Source organism: Methanosarcina mazei S-6, assembly GCF_000970205.1.
In the GTDB taxonomy this organism is placed as follows: domain Archaea; phylum Halobacteriota; class Methanosarcinia; order Methanosarcinales; family Methanosarcinaceae; genus Methanosarcina; species Methanosarcina mazei.
In genome coordinates this window covers 1,902,447-1,918,510 of record NZ_CP009512.1, presented here as the reverse complement: position 1 = coordinate 1,918,510, position 16,064 = coordinate 1,902,447, and the positions used below count along the sequence as shown (strand labels likewise).

The following is a 16,064-nucleotide window of genomic DNA, read 5'->3' as shown; positions in this document are numbered from 1 at the left end:
TTTCTTTACTTTTTTTAAATGTATTGAGAAAAGGCAGTAAAGTTCAACATTTAGTTCTTCTGCTTTTCTTTATTCTTATACTTCCGGTATTCTCTCCACATCATCCCGGCTGCAAGCCCGCACGCCAGGAAATCAGAAATCGGAAATGCAGCCCAGACTCCGTCAAGCCCGTAAAACCTCGGCAAAATCAGCACAAGGGGCAGCAGGAAAAGGATCTGTCTTGCCAGTGACAGGACAAAAGCCGGTACGGGCTTCCCAAGAGCCTGAAACACTGTTGTGCCTACGAGCTGGAAACCTATGAATGGCAGGATCAGCACAACAATCTTCATGGCTCCGGCTCCTGCAGCTGTGAGTTCCGGATCAGAGCTGAAGATCTGGATGATAGGTTCAGGGAAAAAGAACATTAGCAGGAACCCTGGCAAAGAAAATAGAGTGCTCACCATCAGTGCGACTTTAACCGATTCCGCCACTCTTGAAAACTGCTTTGCCCCGTAATTATAGCCCACTATGGGCTGGAGGCCAAAAGAGATACCTAGAAGAGGAAGAAATATGAGCATGAGAAGCCTGTGGATGATCCCGAAGGCTGCAATTGAGACATCCCCTCCGTATGTTGCAAGGGCATTATTTACAAAAATCATCATGGTGCTATTTGATGCTTCAATAATGAAGGGGCCGATACCTATTACTGCCAGTTCCTTTGAGATTGTCATATCAGGGACCAGTAACTCAGGCTTAAAGACAACCGAGCTTTTTCCGGAAAGGAAATAACGCAAGAGGAAGACTGTTGCTGCGAGCTGGGAAAGGACAGTTGCAATAGCGGCTCCTCTGACTCCCATATCAAGCCAGAAAATAAAGATGGGATCAAGTATTATGTTCAGGCCGGCTCCGAAAATCATTCCGAACATTGCATATCTGGCGTTACCTTCAGCTCTTACAAGGTCTTCGGTTGCAATTCCTAAGGTAAAAACCGCAGACCCTGCCATTATAATCTCAAGATAAGCCCGTGCATAGGGCATTATTCCGGGGGTTGCTCCAAAGATTTTCAGCAGCGATTCGAGGAAGAAAAGCCCTGTAAAGGAGTAGGCAAATCCCAGGAAAATTCCCAGAAAAAATACAGTTCCCAGGGCTTTTTCAGCTTTATGCAGCTCTTTTGACCCAAGAGCCCGTGAGACAATTGAAGAACCTCCTATCCCCAGTCCGATTGCTATCCCCATTGCAAGCATGTGGATTGGAAAAGCTATTACAAGCCCCCCAATACCGGAAACGCTTTCCTCCCCCAGAGCCCTGCCAATGAAGATAGTGTCCACTACATTGTAAAAGGCATAGACAAGCATCCCGATAATTGAAGGGGCTGAAAGCCTGAAAAGGAGTTTACTTACTTTTTCCGTGCCCAAGAACCTGCTGTGCTCCTGAATGTGATTTCTCCCCTGCAGCCTGAATTAAACAGGATGTCCCGTAAGCAGATATTATATAAAACTATTTCGTAAGTATGCAGGAGATAAAAACATCACATGGAGTGAAATATCAGCAGGAGCAAAACGACGTAGCTGAAAGCTCACCTGGTATAAGAAACCGTTGAATATAAATGAAGCGTATATATAAGAGTATATAAAGAGCCATGGAGAGTATATGAAGCACACATGGAGAGTATATGAAGTATAAAATCTGAAAGTAACCAGTAAAAAGGAGTGGAAAGGTGAAAAAGGAGTGGAAAGGTGAAAAAGGAGCTATTAAACCGATAAGAGCACTCACTTTCGGGGAAGCTCTTTTCGATACTATCAAAGGCACAGCTCATCTGGGAGGTGCCCCCCTTAACCTGGCAGCCCACCTTGCAAAACTGGGGGCAAGAACAGCTGTGCTTACAGCAGTTGGAAAGGATGAGCTTGGAAAAATTCTCCTATCCAGGGCTGAAGAGATGGGAGTTGATACTTCATACATCCTTATTGATGAGAAAAGGCCTACAGGCACCGTTACTGTGGAATTGAAGTATGAAGGAATCCCCGTTTTTTCAATAAATGAAGGAGTGGCATGGGATGTGATTACTCCGGATGAAAAGCAATTTGAAGCTCTTGCAGGAGACGAATGGGATGTTTTTTGCTTTGGGACCCTTGCTCAGAGGTCTGAAGAAAACCGGAAAACTCTTAAAAGGCTCTTTCAGGAAATAAAAACAAAACATTTTTTCTATGATGTAAATCTGAGAGCAGAGTACTATACAGAAGAATGGATCCTTTCTTCCCTTGAACACTGTACAATCCTCAAGATGAATGAAGAAGAAGCGGAAGCAATTTCCGGAATGCTTTTTGATACCATATATAAATTCCGGACTCTCTGCCGCCTGCTTACGGACAGATACCCTGAAATGTCCGTGATCTGCATAACAAAAGGACCTGATGGGGCGGCTGTTTACCATGATGGAGTTTATGAGGAAGTGAGTGCCTCCCCAATAGAAGTCGCAGATACCGTAGGAGCGGGTGATGCTTTTTCTGCAGGGTTCCTTTATGCTTATCTATCCGGAAACGGAGCTTCAAAAGCCCTATCAATTGCCACCACCCTGGGGACGTACGTTGCATCAAAACCGGGCGCTGTGCCGGAATATTCGGAAGAACTTATAGAAGAGTTAAAGAGATATAATAAGACATGATAAATTACGGGATGTTACATAACATAGATTACAGGATATTGTTACATGATAGAAATCCCTATTACAGGACATTTATACTATTTTCTTCATTAATATAAGGAGAAAAGAGGATATAAGGAAAACATAAAAGAGAAAAGAGGAGAAAAAAGAGGAGAAAAAATTGCAAAAAAATACTGAAAAACCAGATACTTTCACAGCCGGATTGTACATAGTGAGTTTCGTAATATGCGGGTATTTTATTATAGAAATTATCCTGAGATTATAAGCTCATCTCCTTAAATGATAGGTCATCTCCTTATATGATAGCTTATCCACTTAAATAATAGGTCATCTCTTTAAATGATAAGTTTATCTTCTTGAATGATAGGTCATCTCCTTAAGTATTAAGCTCCTCTCCTTAAATGATAATTTCTCACCTTAAATGAGCATATTTTAATTATTTGATAATTCTCTGTTACATGTAAAAATCAAAGGAAATCAAAAAGAAAAATTATATGATGCCCTGGCATTTCGATTTAAAAAGCATTAAGGGCCATTATATTCGAGAATAATTAAAAAATTAGAACTTATAATTATAATTCTTCTCTTACTATTTTACTGGAATCTTTCTTTTTAAATCTTTTTTTCGACCAGTACAGAACTATTATAACTCCTATTAAGACCCCTGTCAGTATTGCCCGAATTTCCGTAACATGAGCTAATAAAAATTCAAGGTGAAAAGATTTGATCAACATTGTAACCAGATGTTCAACTCCGATAAAGTCCCTTGAGTCTCTGGGAAAACTCCATCCAAACAGGGGCCAGAAGAAAGTATAAGGGTCTGCTCCCATTCGGTCTTCGAAAATGTGCAGGAAAGAACCAGCAGAAAGAGAAAGAGCCCTGATATCTCTTCTTTTATCATACAGGTACAGTCCTGCCAGAAACAGAAGAAGGGAAAACAGCAGGGTATGACCCACAATGCGTCCGTTTCCGAAAGTTGAAGCAAAAATCACTTCACCGATTGGTTTGTCTATTAAATCAGGTAAAATAGCTCCAATCGCCAGATATCGCGGATTTATTACCGTCTTCAATCGAGGTATAAAAATCGCAAGCCCAAAAAATATCCCGAGTGTAACAAACAGATGTCCAAAGAGAAGCATCAGGAATTAAACTGTTCTTTGATATTAAATATTATCGGATGCACAGTAATAAATTTGTACGAAAAAGCCTGCCCGACTGCACTTCCCGGAAGAAAAATGAAAATCCGTAAGGGAGGAGTTTGAAAAATAATAAAGTAGTATCACTCATATTTGGCTGTTCCGTTTTTTTCCATCTTTTTAAGAGAATCCTTTCTTCCCGGTCCAGAGGGAAAGAATGACCTTTTATGGAGAATGGCACCGCACAGGTTAAAAGAAATTAGAAAGGAATTCCCCAGAGGGGATACCATTTTTCCACATTCTTTTCTACAGGCATTTCTCTTTCCATTTCTGCCCTGAGCCTGAATTCAAAGGGGCTGTCTCTCTGTTTGCCAGAGAGAGGAATAAAGGGATAATAAGTCCCCTGTTTAAAGTTATAGATCCAGTAAACTGATTTTCCTCTGGCTCCTTTTGCATGGGCTTTTTCATCCTGCCCGGCTGTCCGAATTTCAGGCTCTCTGTCAAACCTGTAAATGGCACAGAGGATCTGCTCGCCAAAGCCCCTGTCTTCAAGTGTCTGGCTTACAAGGTGAATACTGGCAACAAGGTCTTCGAAATCAGGATCTTTAAAAATAGCCCAGAGAAAGTTAAATTCATCTTTTTCGAGCCTGAAGTCAGTTTCAGTCTCCTTTGAACTGAATTCCAGAAGCTCTTCGATTTCCTTTCTCGCAGATTCGTAAGAGGTAGCCCCTAAAGGCTTAAAACAGATCCCTGCATATCCTGAAGGCTTCAGGCCAAGACTGCTTTCCAGGGTGATGCTTGCTGTAGAGATTGCAAATAGCTTGTCACTTTTTGCTTTTGGAAGCCTGCTTCTCCCAAGGACCGCATCCACAAAATTCCGGAAACCCATCAAGCTTATCTCCTTTATAATCTCGTTTTTTAATCAATCCAGTTTTAATAATTCAGCTTTTAATCAGTTTAATTAATCAATGCAGTTTTAATCCATTTAGCTTTTAATCAATCTAACTTTTATTAAATTTTTCATTTTTTTGATTCATTTTTTGAGTCATCTTTTTGATTCATCTTTTTTGTTCTTTAATTTGCATTTTTGTTCTTAACATGACTTTTCATCAATTCATTTATTTCAACTCATTTCCTGCTGCATTTTCTCAAGCTTTGCTATCCTCTTTTCCACTGAAGGGTGGGTGGAAAAGATGTCCATTATAGAAGAGCCTGAGATTGCAGGTATAATAAAAAAGGCGTTCATGCCTTCGACTTTTCTGAGGTCATCACCTGGCACTCTATCCATAACTCCGCTTATCTTCATAAGGGCAGAAGCAAGATTTGCAGGCTGCCCGGTGATAACAGCCGCTCCCCTGTCAGCAGAGAATTCTCTGTAACGGGAAAGGGCGCGGATCAGTAAAAAGCTGACAATCCAGACCACGATGGAAACAAGCCAGACAAGCATAATACCTCCGCCTTCCTTCCTTCTGCCTCCTCCCATATTCCCGAAATAAAGGCTGTAGCGTACAATATAGAAAGCCACTGATGAGAGAAAACTGGCAATCGTCAGGACAGCCATGTCCCTGTTCTTTACATGGCTCAATTCATGCGCAAGTACTGCTTCAAGTTCAGCAGGAGAGAGTTTGTCCATAAGCCCTGTCGTAACCGCAACAACAGCTTTATTCTGGTTCCTGCCTGTAGCAAAGGCGTTTGGGACCTGCGTCCTTACAATTGCAACCTGAGGTTTCGGGAGGTCAGCTATTGCGCAGAGCCTGGTAATCATCCCGTGGAGCTGCGGGGCTTCACTTTCAGAAACAATCTGCGCCCCTGTTGTCCAGAGCACCATCTTATCCGAATAAAAATACTGGGCGGCCATGAAAAGACCGATGAATAGAATTATGAAAATCTGAGATGTTCCGTAGTATGAAAGGAATGCAAGGAAAAAAAGGTAAACTGCTGCCAGAAGAAACATCGTGAAGAGCATTCTTCCCTGAAGCCCAAGGTCCCGTTCCCATTTTCTTTTCATATCTTGCTGCTCCCGCCTGTAATATGATAGCTATACTGCAGGCTGATAATAAGACAGTTTGGTATTGGATAGTTTTTTACATGTTGACTTTATCTGATATCTAAAGAATTTATGATGCCTGAAGATTCATGGTATCTTAAATACCTATGAATAAAAAATAACTTTACATGCATGAAGCAAACGAATCAAATAAGCAGATTCTAACAAATAATATTTAAATATCAAAATAATATTTAAATATCAAAATAATATTTAAATATCAATGTGTGACATAGAGGTTCTTAGACCCGGCACTGCAAAACCTGAAAGCCAGCCTCCTGTTGTCTTCAATAAAACATTTCCTTAAGGATTTAAATCCTTTCCTTTTAGAAAACAGAGATAAATCCATAAAACAGAGATAAATCCATAACAGAGTGGCTTTAAGAGACAGGATTTACACAAAAAGTGTCGGGAATTGTTTAACCTGCGCCGGTTAATGTCAACAGATCATTTGAAAAGGCTGTTAAAGAGATTTATTATTTCGTGTTATTGATATTCAAGATATTATACCTGGGATTATGAAATCCATATTCTATTTAAATAACAGAATTTATAAATAATGTCTTCATTTCAGTAGCAGAAAGTATATTCTCTATCAATATTGTTCTTTAAAAATATTCTATTTAGCTGCTCAGCCAAGTGTGGAGCAGATCTTTTAACTTGAAATGTATTGAACTACTCCTTTCCTTATTGAAAAAAGAATTTCAGGTCCTCTCATGCAAAACATACTCACAGTTAAATCTCTGACAAAAAAATTTGAAGATTTCACCGCAGTAAAAGGAATCAGTTTTGATGTAAAAACAGGCTCTATATTTGCTTTCCTCGGGCCTAACGGGGCAGGCAAGTCTACAACCATCAAAATGCTTACAACGGTCCTGAAGCCCACTTCCGGGGAAATCTGGATAAATGGCTTCAATGCACTGAAAGAACAGGATAATGCAAGAGCCTCTTTCGGGATAGTGTTTCAGGACCACAGCCTTGATGAAGAGCTTACAGCCTACGAAAATATGGTATACCACTCCGTAATCTACAAAGTTCCCAGAAAAGAGAGGGAAAACAGAATTCGACAGGCACTTGAAATTGTGGGGCTCTGGGACAGGCGGAAAGATTTCGTAAAAAAGTATTCCGGAGGAATGAAACGCAGGCTTGAGATTGCCAGGGCTCTTGTTCATTATCCGAAGATCCTTTTTCTTGACGAGCCCACTGTGGGGCTTGACCCCCAGACGAGAAAGTCTATCTGGACCCATATAAAAAACCTGAATGAAGAAAGGGGCATGACGATTTTTCTGACAACTCATTACATGGATGAAGCCGAAGAGGTAGCTGACGAAATAGCAATTATAGACCACGGAAAAATCATAGAATCCGGCACTCTGGAAAAAATAAAAACCAATAATGAAACCGAGTCTTTAGAAGAAGCCTTCCTTAAACTTACAGGCAGGGACATAAGGGACGAAAACGGAAGTGCAGGAAGTAAAACGAGGTTTATGAGAGGAAAAGGAAGGAGGGGCAGGATTTGATTGAGGTAATCTACATCCTCTGGCTCAGGCAGCTTAAGCATTACTGGCGTTCAAAAGCGCGGCTTATAGGTTCTCTCGGGCAGCCTCTTCTTTTCATGGTTGCCTTTGGCTTCGGATTCGGGCCGATGTATACCAGAGCCAGCGGAGGAGCAAACTATATGGACTTCCTCGCACCCGGAATTGTCGCAATGTCGATTCTTTTTACAGCCATTTTTTCAGGGCTGGAAGTCATCTGGGACAGGCAGTTCGGCTTCCTTAAAGAAACACTTGTAGCTCCCATTTCAAGGACAGAAATCATGCTCGGGAAAACCTTTGGAGGTGCAACCATAGCCATAATACAGGGGCTGGTAGTACTTTGCCTCACCTATCTTCTCGGCTTCAGGATTTCAAGCCTGTCTAGCCTGGCTCTCGGGATGACCTTCATGTTTCTGATAGCTATCTTCTTTACAGGTTTGGGACTCGCCATAGCTTCCATGATGAAGGACATGCAGGGTTTTCAGCTTATTATGAACTTTCTGATAATGCCCATCTTTTTCCTCTCAGGTGCCCTCTTCCCTCTGGAAAATCTCCCTTCTGCAATATACTTCATAAGCAGGATCGACCCCCTCACCTATGGTGTGGACGGCATGAGAGGAGCCCTTGCAGGGATGAGCGTGTTTGGAATTCATAATGACTTTGCAATAATGTTTATATTATCTGTCCTTGTCTGCATAATCGGAGCATTCCTGTTTTCAAGAGTTGAGGCGTAAATGCCTCTTTTTTTAAATATGAATCTCAATGCTAGTACGCCAGATTTTTAGATGCCAGGTCAGGGGTTAACTCATAATCTGAAGATTCTCAGTAAAGACCCTCAATACTATATGTGAGTATAGAAACTAAAATTATAAGAAAGTAAAATTATAAGTAAGGGTTTCAATGTACTGAATACAGCTTTAAAGTATTAGTTTAGACATAATAGTACAGTTATGAAAAATGAGGCATTAAAGATGCTTGATTTTATTGAATATTTCGGCTTTGGAGCATTTCTCGGGCTTGCTGCAGGAACATCCCCAGGCCCTCTTCTGGCTGTAACCATTTCCGAAACTCTGCAACATGGCAAGTGGGACGGAATAAAGGTCGCAGTTTCTCCTTTAATTACCGACCTGCCAATAGTTCTGGCTGTACTCTTTGTTCTGTCACATCTTACAAGTTCTGATCTATTTATAGGAATTATTGCTTTTTCTGGGGCTTCATACCTGATATATTCAGGAGTCGAATCCCTTAAAATTAAAAAGGGAAGCATTGAATTAAGTGCAGAAAAGAGTGGTGCCCTTAAAAAAGGGATTATTGTTAATTTTGGAAACCCTCACCCATATGTATTCTGGCTGTCCATAGGAGGGCCGCTAATTTTTAAAAGCCTGAGTATTCATGTCTGGGCTACAATTTTATTCATAGCAGGCTTTTATTTGCTCCTGGTAGGGTCAAAGATAATTGTTGCGTTGATTGTGGAGAAGTCAAAGTATTTCATAAACAGCAAATATTATCTGTCTATAGTCCATGCTCTTGGAATCGCCCAGATTATATTTGGACTGACATTTATTAAAGTGGGTATGGATTCATTGAGGTTAATTTGAAGTTTAGTGATTGGAGATACCGGGTCTTTTTGTCGCTCGACAGAGGAGAGCGGCTTGACCTGTAAAAAAGAGAATGAATTGGCATAGTATACAATCTTACTTTTATTACTGAGTTCATCCCAAAACCAAATTAAACCTCGCACCAGTAAAATTTTTCGAATGATTTTCATGATCAGAGACTCGATTTATTATTTTGGATACAGGACTTAGAGCCGCAGTGATGAGTTTTGGGATTGGCTCAATCTTTGTAGCGTTTTTTATACTCTTTGTAGCGTTCTTAAATTTCTTTCACTTTTTGTCTGTTTATTTGATTTTTAATCTACTTATTTGATTTTTTTTGTCTGCTTATTTGATTTCTTCAACTTCTTTCTGCTTTATGGGCAGAGCTCCCGGACAAGCTGGCAGAGAAACGGTTAAATGCCTGGGAGTTGACGCCTACGTCCTATGAAGCTAAAAATTGGGGGTTTACCCTTCTTCCTGTAAATCTGAATAAAAACATGGAAAATCAGAGCTATATTTGCTTTAAAGAGAAAAGTGCGGAAGAAAGGTTATACACTCGGCCTGTGCCAGACATCACGGCGTAAAGTGGAAAATAAAAGAAAAAGCAAAATAAGGCCAATAAGTACCAGGGTAAGGACGCACCCAAAAGCTGTATCTGGAGAGATCTGTTGACTGATGGCTTCAGCATTACCAACCAGTGAAGACATAATATATTATTAAAATTGAAGATATAAATAAATATTTATATTCATAAAAAACAGGAATAAGAGCTTATTTCAACTCTTTTTTGAAGCAGGCTCAAATGCAAAAGTCAATGTAAACACGAATAAAGGTACAGGTAGATGGTATCTGGTTAAGCCAGAAAGATAAAAAAGACGTGATGTTTCTGAAGTTTAGTTTAGAAGTAGATGGTAGGGGCTGAGTCCCTATTCTCAGGTCCCTACCTTCGATCCAACCCATAGATTAAGAGGAAACCCTATTACCCTTAATCTGTACATCTATAATGAGCTGGAGATATATATCATAATTGATTAAAAAAAATAATTTTTATTATAAAATTCGATATAATTAAATAATTATATTATATTGAAATTTTTAATTGCATGAAAATAATAGTAACCACGTTAAAAAGAGTTGTGAGGAGCTAGAAACTTTTCCACATCAAATGATCTTTTGAGGCTTAAGCTGGAATATGGATTTTGAGATTTAAGCTGGAATATGGATTTTAAGACTTAAGCTGGAATATGGATTTTAAGACTTAAGCTGGAATATGGATTTTAAGACTTAAGCTGGAATATGGATTTTAAGACTTAAGCTGGAATATAGAAGTATAAGTCATATACTGAAACATATTACAAAAAGATATCGCGTAAAAGAGAAAGGATGAACTCTCCCGGTGTCTCGCTGCCTGAAGAAAGAATAGTGGCTCTAATTATGGAAAGAAAAAGCTGAATTATTAAATTTGCAGGAAAAATTGTGGCAAATTAGCCGGAAATATTTAAAAATGAGTCAATATTCAAGCCCTTCCTTTGCAGGGACTTTTTTTTCAAAAGGATGCTTCACAAATTTCATTTCAGTTACCAGGTCTGCCCTTTCTACCAGTTCTTCTGGAGCTCTCCGGCCTGTCAGAATGACTGTTGTCTCTTCAGGGATGTCTTCCAGCAATTTCAGGATATCTTCTGTTTTCACAATGCCAAAATGAGCTGCAAGGTTTATCTCGTCCAGCACCAGTATTCTGGGCTTCTTTCCGAGGGCTTCTTTTGCGAATTCGAGTCCTTTTTCTGCCAGCTCATAATCCAGAGGCACAGGGTTCCTGAAATCTATGAACTCTTCCCTTCCGAACTGGTGGATCTCGTATTCCGGTGCGAGCCTGTCCTTAATTTTGTATTCCCCTATGTACTTTCTACCTTTCATGAACTGGATAATTACTGCACTGTATCCGTGTCCTACCGCTCTGAGAGCCAGCCCGAGTGCATTTGTTGTCTTTCCTTCCCCTTCCCCAGTATAAATGTATACCATGCCACCGGCCATTTTACACCTCAGAAAATGTGCTTTCTTAAAGAAGCTTAGTTTGCGGAACCGTACATTAACCGTACATTATTTTGTTTTCATGTTATATCTACCAGAGTCATACCCTTGAATAATTATCTAACATATCTGATCTAAAAAATGAGTTTTTTCCCTGAGGAAGTCCTGTATAAGCACAGGTCCGTATTCTTCTGCAGTAAGGCTGATCTGATCATCTCCACAGGGATCCCGGAAATGGACGAAAAACCTGAGCTTGAAATATAAAACTGCAGACAGGGATGAAATAAACAATGGATTAAACAATGAATATAAATAATGAACAAAATAATAAAAGAATAAAAAAAGTTTAAAAATTAAAAAGAAAAATGATGAGCAAAAAGTAATAGAAAAAATTGTGATTTCCTATTATCTTTTCTCAACTTTTTCTTCTTTCAGCACTTTTTTGGCGATAATAAAGACCACAAATGCAATAATTATGAAGTTTATCAGTTCTCCGAGAAAAGCACCCCAGCCCAGTACTATCGGACCGATATCAATCGTTGCTGTCCTCCAGGCCCCTCCGGGGATAAAAGGTGTTATGATCGGCATAATAATGTTGTCCACAAAGGATTTTATAAAAGCCGTCGATGCGATACCCATAATCAAAGCAATTGCCAGGGGAATTACTTTGTACTCATAAAGAAATTCCTTAAACTCACCAATAAGTCCCACGATATTCCTCCAAAATATTTTTTAATAATTATATCTACAAAAATTAAATTAATTACTTTATTATGTAGATTAAATTAATCATATTATAATCTTAATGAGATAAATACCCTTTGCATGTATTCCATAGCCCTCAAACCTGTTTTGTACACATTTATACCTCATAGAAGCCTGTGATAAGGGCTTAAATCTTTAGATAGATCGTTAGGACCCTGAAAGCAAAAATTAAGAGATTAGCTATCCTGAAATTCATTGAACAGGTATATTTCAAATTCCACTTTTATAGCCGGGAAAAGCAGTAAGAAGCCGTTTTTGGAAAATGATGTCCTCAGTAATACTTAAGAGTAAAAGAGTCAAATCTACATAAACTTCACGTGAATAAAATAAAAAAATTAAGAATAGATTACACGACTTAAAACTTTTTCTATCTATAAATATTAAGGAATTAATGAATACGGGTGATCCTGACAGAGTATACCTGTTGAAGGAAACCCGGGAATATCAGAGCGACATTTAACGAGAACTGTGTCAACGAGAACTGTGTCCGAAGATGACAAGTAACAGGAGTGAAAATAACAGTTATAGGGGGAATTAGTTAGGATGGAAACCAGAACTCTTGTGGCTTATGCTTCGAAATACGGTTCAACAAAGGAAGTAGCTGAGTCGATCACAAAGATCTTGCAGGAAAATGGCCTTACAGTAGACCTTGAGCACGCGAAAAAAGTGCATTCTCTTGAGGAATATTCTGCTGTCGTGCTTGGTGCACCAATTTATGTAACCCACCTGCATAAAGATGCAGCAGGTTTTCTTTCGAAGCACCATGAAGCGCTCAAAAAACTGCCGGTTGCAATTTTTGTACTCGGACCGTTGAGTAATGAGGAAGAGGAGTGGAAAGAAGCACGTTCAAATTTGGATAAAGATCTGGGAAAGTTTCCCTGGTTCAGACCAGTTGACACAAAAATATTTGGAGGTAAGTTCGATCCGAAAAATCTGCGTTTTCCTGACAGCTTACTTGCCAGACTGCCTGCAAGCCCCATACACAATATGCCGGCAAGCGACATCCGGGACTGGATAGAAATCCGAGACTGGGCGGGCCAGCTTGCCACCCGGCTTCAGCCTGCTTTGACATAATGATTTATGACCTTGAAGGAAAGAGGCTATGAATAGCGTTAAATGTTTCTGTCCCGGTGTCTGCAGTAAAAATCTGTGCTGCTGAAAAATAATCACGCCCCTGATCTGGTGGAATATATCTTCCAACTTTTCTTTTATCATTCAAGAACATTTTTCATTCTCAACTTTATTTTTCTTTCAGGGAAGAACTGATCTGCTCCAGCAAATAACTTCCAGATACCAGTGTTTTTAAAAATTGTGCGTTTAAAAAAAGAATAAAAACAATCTAAATGTTTGAATATTTATTACCGAACATCTTGATATAATTCCTAATCTATTTATATAGGGGGATATAATTTTGATAAAAGATCTTTCGTAACATAACTTCGAGGGTGAAGATGCTCGACCTGAACGAGTTCCTGACAAGGAAAATGAAAATAGACGTTTTACTTAAGGAGCATGGCTGGGACGTTGGTGACAGGTCGAAGGTTGTCCTCGAAGTCGATACAATACAATCTGATATTAAAAAGCAGGATTACAGACAGGTCAACGAAACCCGCAGAAATGATGCTGAAAGCAAGTATGCGGACTATCTGCTTCTGGACAGTACCGGAAAACCGCTTGCCATTATTGAAGCCAAACGAACAACTAAAGACCCTATTCTGGGACAGAAGCAGGCTGAAGAGTATGCCGATGATATAAAGACACAGACAGGGGAAGAAGTTTTTATTTTTCTTTCAAACGGTTACCAGATATGGTTATGGGACAGGGAACGCTACGGACCCCGCCAGATAAAAGGGTTTTATTCCCCAGAAGATCTTGAAAGGCTTCTCTACCAGCGAAAATATTCGGAGCGGGAAACTGAAATCGACATTGACGGAAACATTGTTGACAGGGCAAAAAGCGTAGAGGTTGCGACAAGGGTTGTCGAACATATACACAAAGGGCACAGGAAAGCTCTGATTGTGATGGCAACCGGAACTGGAAAAACCAGAGTTGCAATGGCTATTATCGACCAGCTCATGCGGGAAAGCAGGGTTCAGAGAGTTCTATTTTTGACAGACAGAAAAGCTCTTCGAAAACAGGCTTATGAAAAGGGATACCTGCGATATTTCCCTGAGGAAACAAAAGAAATTATCCATTCAGGAAACTACAATTCCAATTGCAGGCTTTACGTTTCCACGATTCAGACTTTTCAGGAGATTTACAACCAGAAAGACAGAAACGGAAAATACAGGATTTCTCCCGGAGCTTTTGACCTTATCTTTTCGGACGAAGCCCACAGGTCGATTTATTCGAAGTGGAAAGGGATTTTTACCTACCTTGACGCAATCCAGATAGGGTTGACTGCGACGCCGGCAGATATGGTGGACAGGGACACCTTCAGGTTTTTCGAGTGCCACGACGATATCCCAACTGCCCTTTACTCTTATGAAGATGCTGTTCGGGACGGCGTGCTCTGCGATTTCAGGAAGAATATCTCGGGCGCCAGGACATATTTCCAGATCGAAGGCTTAAAGCCCGAAAACCTGACCGAAGGCGAGCGAGAAGAACTGATTAAGAAAGGAATCGACCCCGATGATATTAACTTTGAAGGCACTGAGCTTGAGAAGAAAGTTGCAGTTAAGGGCACGTCAGAAGCAATTGTTCGGGAGTTTATGGAGAACTGCCTTACAGATCAGGCCGGAACCCTGCCTGCAAAAACTATCTTTTTTGCAATCTCGAAACTGCACGCAAAGAGGCTCTGGGAAGCTTTTGAGAAGCTATACCCCGAACATAAAGGGAAGCTTGCACGAATTATCGTCTCCGAGGACTCAAGAGCCCAGCAGTTGATCAAGGACTTTGAAGAAAAGCCTTTCCCGAGAATTGCAATTTCAGTTGACATGATGGACACCGGAATCGATGTCCCCGAGGTCTGCAATCTTGTCTTTGCAAAACCCGTATTTTCAAAAATCAAGTTCTGGCAGATGCTTGGCAGAGGCACACGTGCAGACGGAGCCTGCGAACACAGGGAATGGCTGCCTGACGGAAAAAAAGAATACTTTAAGGTCTTCGACTTCTGGAACAACTTCGAGTACTGGAACATGAACCCCGAAGGCGCAAAAAACGAGTCCGCCGAGGCGATTACAAATCGCATCTTCCTGACCCGGCTCAAACAGCTCGGAGAACTGATGCAGCGCAGAGACCCGGCATCAGGAAAAGCCGCCGAGCAGGTAAAAGCAAAGATTATTTCCGATATCGAATCCCTTCCCCGCGATTCGGTAAACGTGCGGGAACATCTTCAGGACATGGAAAAAGCCCTTTCCCCGAAACTCTGGGACAATATAGCCATTGACCCGGTCGAGTTCCTGCAGAAAAAGATCATGCCCCTGATGAAGTTCAAGCCGGACGTGAACCTCAAGGAAGCGACCTTCACCCTGCGCTGCGAAAAACTGGCTTACGCGCTTCTGGAAAACGATAAGGCAGAAATCGACCGCCTGAAAACCTCAATTGCCGAAATGGTGGACCGCCTCCCCCGCACCCTTGATTCGGTCCGTGCAAGAGAAGCCCTGATGGACAACGTGCTTTCCCGCTCCTTCTGGGAAACCGTAAGCTTTGAAGACGTGCAGCTCCTCCTCTCCGACCTCGCTCCCCTTATGCCCTACATGGCAAAAGAGCCCCGCGAAACGATAGTAATCGACATGAGCGACATCATTGCCGAAAGAAAAAAGTGGGAGATCTCAGACGGAAATGACCCCTCCTATGTGGAAGCCTACCGCCGCGAAGTCGAAGCCCGCATTAAAGCCCTTGCCGAAACCCACCCCGCTGTCCGGAAAATCAAAAATAACGAACCTCTCACCGATTACGACCTCGAACAGCTTGAGGAAACCCTCCTGAACGCAGCCCTCGCCCCTGACAACCCGAAACTTTCCAGCCTAGCCAGCCTTTTCGACCTCTACCCCAGCCAGCAGGCTTCGCTTACGGACTTCATTCGCCAGGTGCTGGGCCTCTACTCCTCCCCCGCCCCCGACGCCCTGATCAAAGACGCCTTCCAGACCTACATAATCGGAAACAATAAACACTATTCCTCAGACCAGCTCAACTTCATCCTGACCCTCCAGACCGTCTTCCTGAAAAAGAAGCACATCGAATACTCCACCCTCTGGCAGCCCCCCTTCACCAACTTCGGCACAACTGCTCCCTTCCCGATGTTCAGTCAGGAAGAGTTAAATTCTTTTATCGACATCTGCAAAGGCGTTGAAAAAGATCTGTTTATGTGAA

14 protein-coding genes are annotated in these 16,064 nt (G+C 41.2%); 7 read left to right on the top strand and 7 right to left on the bottom strand.

Features of this window, described 5'->3' with window-relative positions; translation table 11 throughout:
- Window positions 1-50 precede the first annotated feature (50 nt).
- Entirely contained in the window at window positions 51-1,394 is a 1,344-nt protein-coding gene (locus tag MSMAS_RS08250; protein ID WP_011035028.1) for an MATE family efflux transporter, read from the bottom strand.
- 302 nt (window positions 1,395-1,696) lie between these two features.
- Between MSMAS_RS08250 and MSMAS_RS08245 the strand changes: the two genes are divergently transcribed.
- Window positions 1,697-2,641 (top strand): carbohydrate kinase family protein, encoded by a 945-nt coding sequence (locus MSMAS_RS08245; RefSeq protein ID WP_011035029.1) that lies wholly within the window; start codon window positions 1,697-1,699, stop codon window positions 2,639-2,641.
- A gap of 572 nt (window positions 2,642-3,213) precedes the next feature.
- Here the strand turns inward: MSMAS_RS08245 and MSMAS_RS08240 are convergent.
- The 3 genes from MSMAS_RS08240 to htpX all read right to left on the bottom strand — a co-directional run bounded on the left by MSMAS_RS08240 (window position 3,214) and on the right by htpX (window position 5,785).
- Window positions 3,214-3,780, bottom strand: coding sequence for a metal-dependent hydrolase (locus MSMAS_RS08240; RefSeq protein WP_011035030.1), 567 nt, complete (start codon window positions 3,778-3,780; stop codon window positions 3,214-3,216).
- A gap of 256 nt (window positions 3,781-4,036) precedes the next feature.
- Window positions 4,037-4,666, bottom strand: a complete 630-nt coding sequence (pspAB, locus tag MSMAS_RS08235) for a PspA-associated protein PspAB (protein ID WP_015413078.1) — start codon at window positions 4,664-4,666, stop codon at window positions 4,037-4,039.
- 234 nt (window positions 4,667-4,900) lie between these two features.
- Complete coding sequence (htpX, locus tag MSMAS_RS08230) at window positions 4,901-5,785, bottom strand: zinc metalloprotease HtpX (protein ID WP_011035032.1); 885 nt, start codon at window positions 5,783-5,785, stop codon at window positions 4,901-4,903.
- Window positions 5,786-6,540: 755 nt separating this feature from the next.
- Here htpX and MSMAS_RS08225 point away from each other — a divergent pair.
- The 3 genes from MSMAS_RS08225 to MSMAS_RS08215 all read left to right on the top strand — a co-directional run bounded on the left by MSMAS_RS08225 (window position 6,541) and on the right by MSMAS_RS08215 (window position 8,957).
- A complete protein-coding gene (locus tag MSMAS_RS08225) occupies window positions 6,541-7,344 on the top strand; it encodes a daunorubicin resistance protein DrrA family ABC transporter ATP-binding protein (protein WP_011035033.1) in 804 nt (267 codons plus the stop codon).
- Entirely contained in the window at window positions 7,341-8,093 is a 753-nt protein-coding gene (locus MSMAS_RS08220) for an ABC transporter permease (protein WP_011035034.1), read from the top strand. Before MSMAS_RS08225 ends, MSMAS_RS08220 begins: the two co-directional genes overlap by 4 nt.
- A gap of 237 nt (window positions 8,094-8,330) precedes the next feature.
- A complete protein-coding gene (locus tag MSMAS_RS08215; RefSeq protein WP_011035035.1) occupies window positions 8,331-8,957 on the top strand; it encodes a LysE family transporter in 627 nt (208 codons plus the stop codon).
- A gap of 548 nt (window positions 8,958-9,505) precedes the next feature.
- Here the strand turns inward: MSMAS_RS08215 and MSMAS_RS18800 are convergent.
- Both MSMAS_RS18800 and MSMAS_RS08210 read right to left on the bottom strand, forming a co-directional pair.
- Window positions 9,506-9,664: a hypothetical protein gene (locus MSMAS_RS18800; protein ID WP_155395360.1), complete on the bottom strand. Its 159-nt coding sequence runs from the start codon at window positions 9,662-9,664 to the stop codon at window positions 9,506-9,508.
- An 802-nt stretch (window positions 9,665-10,466) separates the two neighbouring features.
- Window positions 10,467-10,988, bottom strand: a complete 522-nt coding sequence (locus MSMAS_RS08210; protein ID WP_015413084.1) for a cob(I)yrinic acid a,c-diamide adenosyltransferase — start codon at window positions 10,986-10,988, stop codon at window positions 10,467-10,469.
- Window positions 10,989-11,126: 138 nt separating this feature from the next.
- On the opposite strand from MSMAS_RS08210, the gene MSMAS_RS19770 reads away from it, so the two are divergent.
- Window positions 11,127-11,249 (top strand): hypothetical protein, encoded by a 123-nt coding sequence (locus MSMAS_RS19770; RefSeq protein WP_268988864.1) that lies wholly within the window; start codon window positions 11,127-11,129, stop codon window positions 11,247-11,249.
- Between the two features lie 141 nt (window positions 11,250-11,390).
- Here MSMAS_RS19770 and MSMAS_RS08205 read toward each other — a convergent pair whose 3' ends face one another.
- Complete coding sequence (locus MSMAS_RS08205; protein ID WP_048037620.1) at window positions 11,391-11,696, bottom strand: MscL family protein; 306 nt, start codon at window positions 11,694-11,696, stop codon at window positions 11,391-11,393.
- A 597-nt stretch (window positions 11,697-12,293) separates the two neighbouring features.
- Here MSMAS_RS08205 and MSMAS_RS08200 point away from each other — a divergent pair.
- Together MSMAS_RS08200 and MSMAS_RS08195 are read left to right on the top strand one after the other, a co-directional pair.
- Window positions 12,294-12,824 (top strand): flavodoxin domain-containing protein, encoded by a 531-nt coding sequence (locus tag MSMAS_RS08200; RefSeq protein WP_011035038.1) that lies wholly within the window; start codon window positions 12,294-12,296, stop codon window positions 12,822-12,824.
- 377 nt (window positions 12,825-13,201) lie between these two features.
- Window positions 13,202-16,063 carry a type I restriction endonuclease subunit R gene (locus tag MSMAS_RS08195; RefSeq protein ID WP_048046430.1) on the top strand — a complete coding sequence of 954 codons (2,862 nt, stop codon included), beginning with the start codon at window positions 13,202-13,204 and terminating at the stop codon, window positions 16,061-16,063.
- The last annotated feature ends 1 nt before the right edge of the window (window position 16,064 follow it).